We start from the raw sequence: 5,680 nt of genomic DNA, 5'->3' as shown, positions 1-5,680 counted from the left end.
GGCGACGCCTCCCGGGCCGGCGACGTCCCGGCCGACGGCTCCCGCCCGGACCCGCTGCGGGACCCCTGGGTCCCTGCCATGCGCCGCGCTCTCGCCGAGGCCCGCTCCGCGCCCGCGACCGGCGACGTCCCGATCGGCGCCGTGGTGCTGGGCCCCGGCGGCCCCCACGGCGAGGTCATCGCCACCGGGCGCAACGAACGCGAGGCGACCGGCGATCCCACCGCCCACGCCGAGGTCATCGCGCTGCGCGCCGCGGCGCGCCGTCTGGGTGGCTGGCGGCTGACCGGGTGCACCTTGGTGGTGACATTGGAGCCGTGCACGATGTGCGCCGGGGCCGGTGTCCTCTCCCGCGTGGAACGCGTCGTCTACGGCGCCGCGGACGCCAAGGCGGGCGCTGTCGGGTCGCTCTGGGACGTGATGCGAGACCGGCGCCTGAACCACCGGCCGGAGGTGCTGCACGGCGTCATGGCCCAGGAGTGCGGCCGGCTGCTCACCGACTTCTTCCGTACCCCCCGCTGAGCCCCCGCCGCGTCGCGCGGGGCGCATCGGGGCCGGGCCCGCCGGCCCCGATGCGCGCCACCGCGCCCCGCACACGACGGCGCCCCCGGACGGGGATGCCGTCCGGGGGCGCCGGAAGCGGTAGCGGAGGGATTTGAACCCTCGGTGGAGTTGCCCCCACACTCGCTTTCGAGGCGAGCTCCTTAGGCCGCTCGGACACGCTACCGAGAGAGATCCTAGCCCACCGTCGCGCTGTGCCGAAATCGGGTCACGACCCGCCCCGCGCGCCCCGGGCAGCAGCCAGCGCGGTGCGGTCGGGCCCGGAACCGGCTGCCGGTCGCGCCGGGTTCACGCGGCGCCCTGCGCCCTGCGGTCGGGGGACGGGCCACCGGACGCCCTGGGGGCCGCGTGGCGGCGACGGGAGTGGGGACCGGAGGAGGCGGCGACGGGGGGACGTGCCACCTCCTCCGGTGTCGGACGGGGCTCGCGGGGTCCGGCGGGGGGGTGCCGAAGGCCGCGGCGTTCTCCGTCCGCTCCGGCGGTCGGGGAAACCGCCGGGCATGCCTCCAGGATGCGCCGCGCGGCGCTCGCGGGGAGGCGCGAACGACCCCACCTCCCGGGACCTTCGTCACCTTTCGGGCGAGCCCTTCACCGTCCCGTGTCACCACCGCGCCGCCGGTTCCCACCTGGGGTGGGACGACCACCGGACAGCCCGCGGCGAGCCTGGTTAAACTCACCCGACCGCGCAGCGCGGTGCGTGCCCGCGACCCCGCGGCGCACGCCGAGGGGGAGACGATGGCACAGCTGAAGAAGATCGTCCTGTTCGCTCTGATCGTCTTCGTGCTGTACACGATCATCACCTCACCGGAGCGCTCCGCGGAGATCGTGCAGATGGGCTTCGAGGGCATCTCGTCGGCCGCCGGGGCGGTCGGGGACTTCATGACCGCGCTGGTGAACTGAGGCCGCGCGGCGCCTCTGTCATGGCGCCGGCCGTCGCCGGCGCGTCGCACCGCCGCGCCGCCCTCGCCGTCGGCCCCGACCGCCGCCGGGCGCCGTACCCGGCGCCCCGATGGCTGACCGCACGCCCTGTCGCACTCCGGGCGCACGCCGGAGCGCGCGCCCCGGGACTGCCGCGGCCGAGCCGGACCGTCGGCGTCGACCGGGCCACCCCGGACGAGCCATCATCTTCCGTCAGCCCAGGGCGCGTTCCGGCCACCGCGAGGGACCGCGCCCCCGGCCCGTCACACACCTGCAAGGCGTGGCCATTGCTCAACACGGCGTTATGGGGGTGCTTGCACACACCCAATATGTCTTGTGATGCTATGACCGCTCTTGCCAGATATGAGGTACGACGAAGGGGTGGTCGGGCCGGTGGCGACGACGCAGACCCGAGAATCGCGGGGCGCGGCCGCCAGGGCGCTCACCCAGCAGTTGTTCGAGCGGCTCGACCGCCTGGAGCCCGGCACCGCGGAGCACGCCCGCGTCCGGGGCGAGCTCATCGAGGTCAACCTGCCGCTGGTGCGGTACGTGGCGAACCGTTTCCGCAGCCGCAACGAGCCGATGGACGACGTCGTCCAGGTGGGCACCATCGGCCTCATCCACGCCATCGACCGCTTCGACACCTCGCGCGGCATCCAGTTCCCGACCTTCGCGATGCCCACGATCATCGGGGAGATCCGCCGCTACTTTCGCGACAACGTCCGCACCGTGCACGTACCGCGCCGGCTGCACGAGCTCTGGGTGCAGATCCACGGCACCACGGAGGAGCTGACGCTCGCCCTGGGCCGCAACCCGACCTCGCGGGAGATCGCCGAGCGCCTCGGCGTGCCGGAGGAGGACGTCCTCGCCGGCACCGAGGCGGGCCGCGCCTACCGCGTGGCCTCCCTGGAGGCCTCCCAGGAGCGGGAGGACGGCACACCCGCACTCGGCGAACGCCTCGGCTACGACGACCCGGGCATGGACGGCGTGGAGCACCGCTCGCTGGTCCGGCACCTGCTCGTCCAGCTCCCGGAGCGCGAGCAGCGCATCCTGTTGCTCCGTTACTACCGCAATCTGACGCAGTCACAGATCAGCGCGGAACTCGGCCTCTCACAGATGCATGTCTCCCGACTGCTCTCCCGGAGTTTCAGCAGGCTGAGAGCCACAAACACGATCGAGGCCTAATCCGTTGGGGTGAACTCGTGCCGCCACAGGATGGCTTGATCTGGAACTCATTGTCGACAAGACGCTACATCGTGTTGATGACTTGTGACATTCTGCTAGACGAGCGTTTGTCGCAGGGGCAACTCCGGTATTCAACCTGACGGGCGCACTTCTCACACCGGAGAGCGCCGCTGCGATCCATCCACGACCTCCAAGGGGGTGGCATGTCCGTAGAACTGGGCAGCTCCAAGGTGCTCTCCACCCACGGCACGCCGCACATTCCCGCGCCATCCGTCGACGGCGGTCCCGACGGTGCGCCGAATCCCGACGGCCCCTCGGACGCCGCCCCCACGACGGCCGGTCGTCCGGGCACCACCGACGGACTGGACACCCGCACCCTGTCCCGGTCCCTCTTCAAGCGGCTCGCCGCGCTCGACCCGGACAGCCCCGAGCACGGCTACGTCCGGGACACCCTGATCGAGCTGAACCTGCCGCTGGTGCGGTACGCCGCCGGCCGGTTCCGCAGCCGCAACGAGCCGATGGAGGACATCGTCCAGGTCGGCACCATCGGCCTGATCAAGGCGATCGACCGGTTCGACTGCGAGCGCGGCGTCGAGTTCCCGACCTTCGCCATGCCGACGGTCGTCGGGGAGATCAAGCGGTTCTTCCGCGACACCTCCTGGTCGGTCCGCGTCCCGCGGCGGCTCCAGGAGCTGCGACTGGCGCTGACCAAGGCGAGCGACGAGCTCTCCCACCGGCTGGACCGGTCCCCCACCGTCGCCGAACTGGCCGTCTGCCTCGGCGTCTCGGAGGAGGAGGTCGTCGACGGCCTCGCCGTCGGCAACGCCTACACCGCCAGCTCGTTGGACTCCCCCTCCCCGGAGGAGGAAGGCAGTGAGGGCTCCCTGGCCGACCGGCTCGGCTACGAGGACGTCGCGCTGGAGGGCGTCGAGTACCGCGAGTCGCTCAAGCCGCTGCTCGCGCGGCTGCCCGCCCGCGAACGGCGCATCATCATGCTGCGCTTCTTCGGCAACATGACCCAGTCGCAGATCGGCGAGGAGATCGGCATCTCCCAGATGCACGTCTCCCGGCTGCTCACCCGCACGCTGGCCCAGCTGCGCGACGGCCTGACCGCCGAGGAGTGACCGCCCCGGACCGGCACCTCGCCGGCCCGGGCCGCAGAACACCGGACGCGTCCGTCGCCGACGCCGCGTCCGTACCGCACCGCGTCCGCCCCGCGCCTGTCGGCATCGCGGGACCGAGGGCCGCCCCGCCCGGCTCACGGACGCGCCGGTCCGCGCACCGCGCCCACGGGTGCCCGCCACCCCGGTCGCCCCGGTGCGAGCGCCGCAGGCGCTGCCGGCTCCGTCGCGCCCTCGCCCCGGCGTCGTCCCGCCCCCGCCCCGCACGGAGACGCAGGAGGGCGACGGAGCAGCCGAGCCGTGCGAACGGCTCGCTGGACAGCCGGTCCTGACGACCCGCCAGGATGCCGTCCCGGACGTGCCCGCGTACGCCGACGGCCGCGGCGCCGCGGTCGGAAGGAACGCGGCACGGCGGCCGTGAGAGAGGTCGCGGCGGAGAAGAGCGCCGGGCACGCCCGCCGGACGCGCCCCGCGCGATCAGAAGAGGACGGCGAAGAGCACGACGGCGATGACCGCCACCGCGACGACGGCGCCGATCACCATCCCGCGGTTGCCTCCGGAGCTGGTGCTGTTCGCGGCACCGGCGGGCGCCTCGTCCACGAACGCCTGGAACATCTGGGTGCTGCCCGCGGGGTCCTGCTGGGTGTTCTGCGGGGTCTCGGGGTTGTGAGCCATGGCAGCGGACCTTAGCGAACGTCTGCCACCGCGCGACAGGCAGGTTGAGGTCAACTCCGTGCCGGGCAGCGCCGCCGGCCCGAGCTGTCCCGCTTCGTCACCACCGCGCGCACCACCCCGGCGGGGCCACCGCACCCCGCGCCCCGCACCACCCGCCCCGTGCGTCCCCGTCGGCCCCTCCGGTTCCGGAACGCCGCACACCCCTTGCGAACGGCGCGCCCCTCGTCCTGCACTGGAACCCCCCACACCCCCACACCCACCGGATGTGATGCATGTCCCCGCACACCCCCGCACGACAACGCGGCCTCCGGCGCGCCGCAGTCGCCGGAACCGCACTCGGCCTCGGCGCCGCCCTGCTGGCCGCGGGCACCGCCACCGGCTCACCCGGCCCCGGCGCGACGGACCAGCCGGCCGCCGCCCCACCCACCGCCACCGTCGTCTTCCACGACGACTTCGACGGTCCCGCGGGCGCTCCCGTCGACAGCTCCTCCTGGAACCTCGACCCGGGCGACAACATCAACAACGTCGAGCTGCAGTACTACACCGACGGCACCGACAACGTCGCCCAGGACGGCAACGGCAACCTGGTGATCACCGCCGAGGAGGGGAACCCCGGCAACCACCAGTGCTACTACGGCCCCTGCGAGTACACCTCGGGCCGCATCAACACCGCGGGGAAGATCGAGGCGGAGTTCGGCCGCGTCGAGGCGCGCATCCAGCTCCCGGAGGGCCAGGGCATCTGGCCGGCGTTCTGGATGCTCGGCGCCGACTTCGGCGACGTCGGCTGGCCGCAGAGCGGTGAGATCGACATCATGGAGCTGATCGGCCACGAGATGGACACCGTGCACGGCACGGTCCACGGCCCCGGCTACTCCGGAGGCGGCGGCATCGGCTCCCCGTACCAGCTGCCGGCCGGTGAGAGCTTCAGCGACGGCTTCCACACCTTCGCCATCGACTGGTCCCCCGACTCCATCACCTGGTCCGTCGACGGCAACGCGTACCAGACGCTGACGCCGGCCGACGTCACCGGCGAGTGGGTGTTCAACAAGCCCTTCTTCCTGATCCTCAACGTCGCCGTCGGCGGCGAGTGGCCCGGCTACCCCGACGACTCCACGCAGTTCCCGCAGCAGATGGTGATCGACCACGTCACCGTCACCGAGTTCACCGGCTGACCCGCGGCACCCGCGCGGCGCGCGCCCGCCCTGGTGAGGGCGGGCGTCCGC

General features: G+C 73.0%; 6 protein-coding genes and 1 tRNA gene. 5 read left to right on the top strand and 2 right to left on the bottom strand.

The window, feature by feature from the left end; all coding sequences use genetic code 11:
* Window positions 1-78: 78 nt before the first annotated feature.
* On the top strand, window positions 79-519 hold the full coding sequence (gene tadA, locus HCN52_RS21265) for a tRNA adenosine(34) deaminase TadA (RefSeq protein ID WP_168090062.1): 441 nt from the start codon (window positions 79-81) through the stop codon (window positions 517-519).
* A 118-nt stretch (window positions 520-637) separates the two neighbouring features.
* Here the strand turns inward: tadA and HCN52_RS21260 are convergent.
* Window positions 638-724 (bottom strand) — tRNA-Ser (locus HCN52_RS21260).
* 569 nt (window positions 725-1,293) lie between these two features.
* On the opposite strand from HCN52_RS21260, the gene HCN52_RS21255 reads away from it, so the two are divergent.
* The 3 genes from HCN52_RS21255 (at window position 1,294) to HCN52_RS21245 (ending at window position 3,785) form a co-directional block, all read left to right on the top strand.
* Window positions 1,294-1,458: a hypothetical protein gene (locus HCN52_RS21255; RefSeq protein WP_168090061.1), complete on the top strand. Its 165-nt coding sequence runs from the start codon at window positions 1,294-1,296 to the stop codon at window positions 1,456-1,458.
* 381 nt (window positions 1,459-1,839) lie between these two features.
* Window positions 1,840-2,661 carry an RNA polymerase sigma factor SigF gene (locus tag HCN52_RS21250; protein ID WP_168090060.1) on the top strand — a complete coding sequence of 274 codons (822 nt, stop codon included), beginning with the start codon at window positions 1,840-1,842 and terminating at the stop codon, window positions 2,659-2,661.
* 203 nt (window positions 2,662-2,864) lie between these two features.
* Window positions 2,865-3,785 (top strand): RNA polymerase sigma factor SigF, encoded by a 921-nt coding sequence (locus HCN52_RS21245; protein ID WP_168090059.1) that lies wholly within the window; start codon window positions 2,865-2,867, stop codon window positions 3,783-3,785.
* Window positions 3,786-4,259: 474 nt separating this feature from the next.
* On the opposite strand, the gene HCN52_RS21240 is transcribed toward HCN52_RS21245, so the two are convergent.
* Entirely contained in the window at window positions 4,260-4,457 is a 198-nt protein-coding gene (locus HCN52_RS21240; RefSeq protein WP_168090058.1) for a hypothetical protein, read from the bottom strand.
* Between the two features lie 272 nt (window positions 4,458-4,729).
* Here HCN52_RS21240 and HCN52_RS21235 point away from each other — a divergent pair, with 272 nt between their 5' ends.
* On the top strand, window positions 4,730-5,629 hold the full coding sequence (locus HCN52_RS21235; protein WP_168090057.1) for a glycoside hydrolase family 16 protein: 900 nt from the start codon (window positions 4,730-4,732) through the stop codon (window positions 5,627-5,629).
* Window positions 5,630-5,680: the final 51 nt, after the last annotated feature.

It is taken from the genome of Streptomyces bohaiensis, assembly GCF_012033785.1.
GTDB lineage: Bacteria > Actinomycetota > Actinomycetes > Streptomycetales > Streptomycetaceae > Streptomyces > Streptomyces bohaiensis.
The sequence above is the reverse complement of the archived record's forward strand: the minus strand, read 5'-3'. Positions and strand labels throughout refer to the sequence as shown.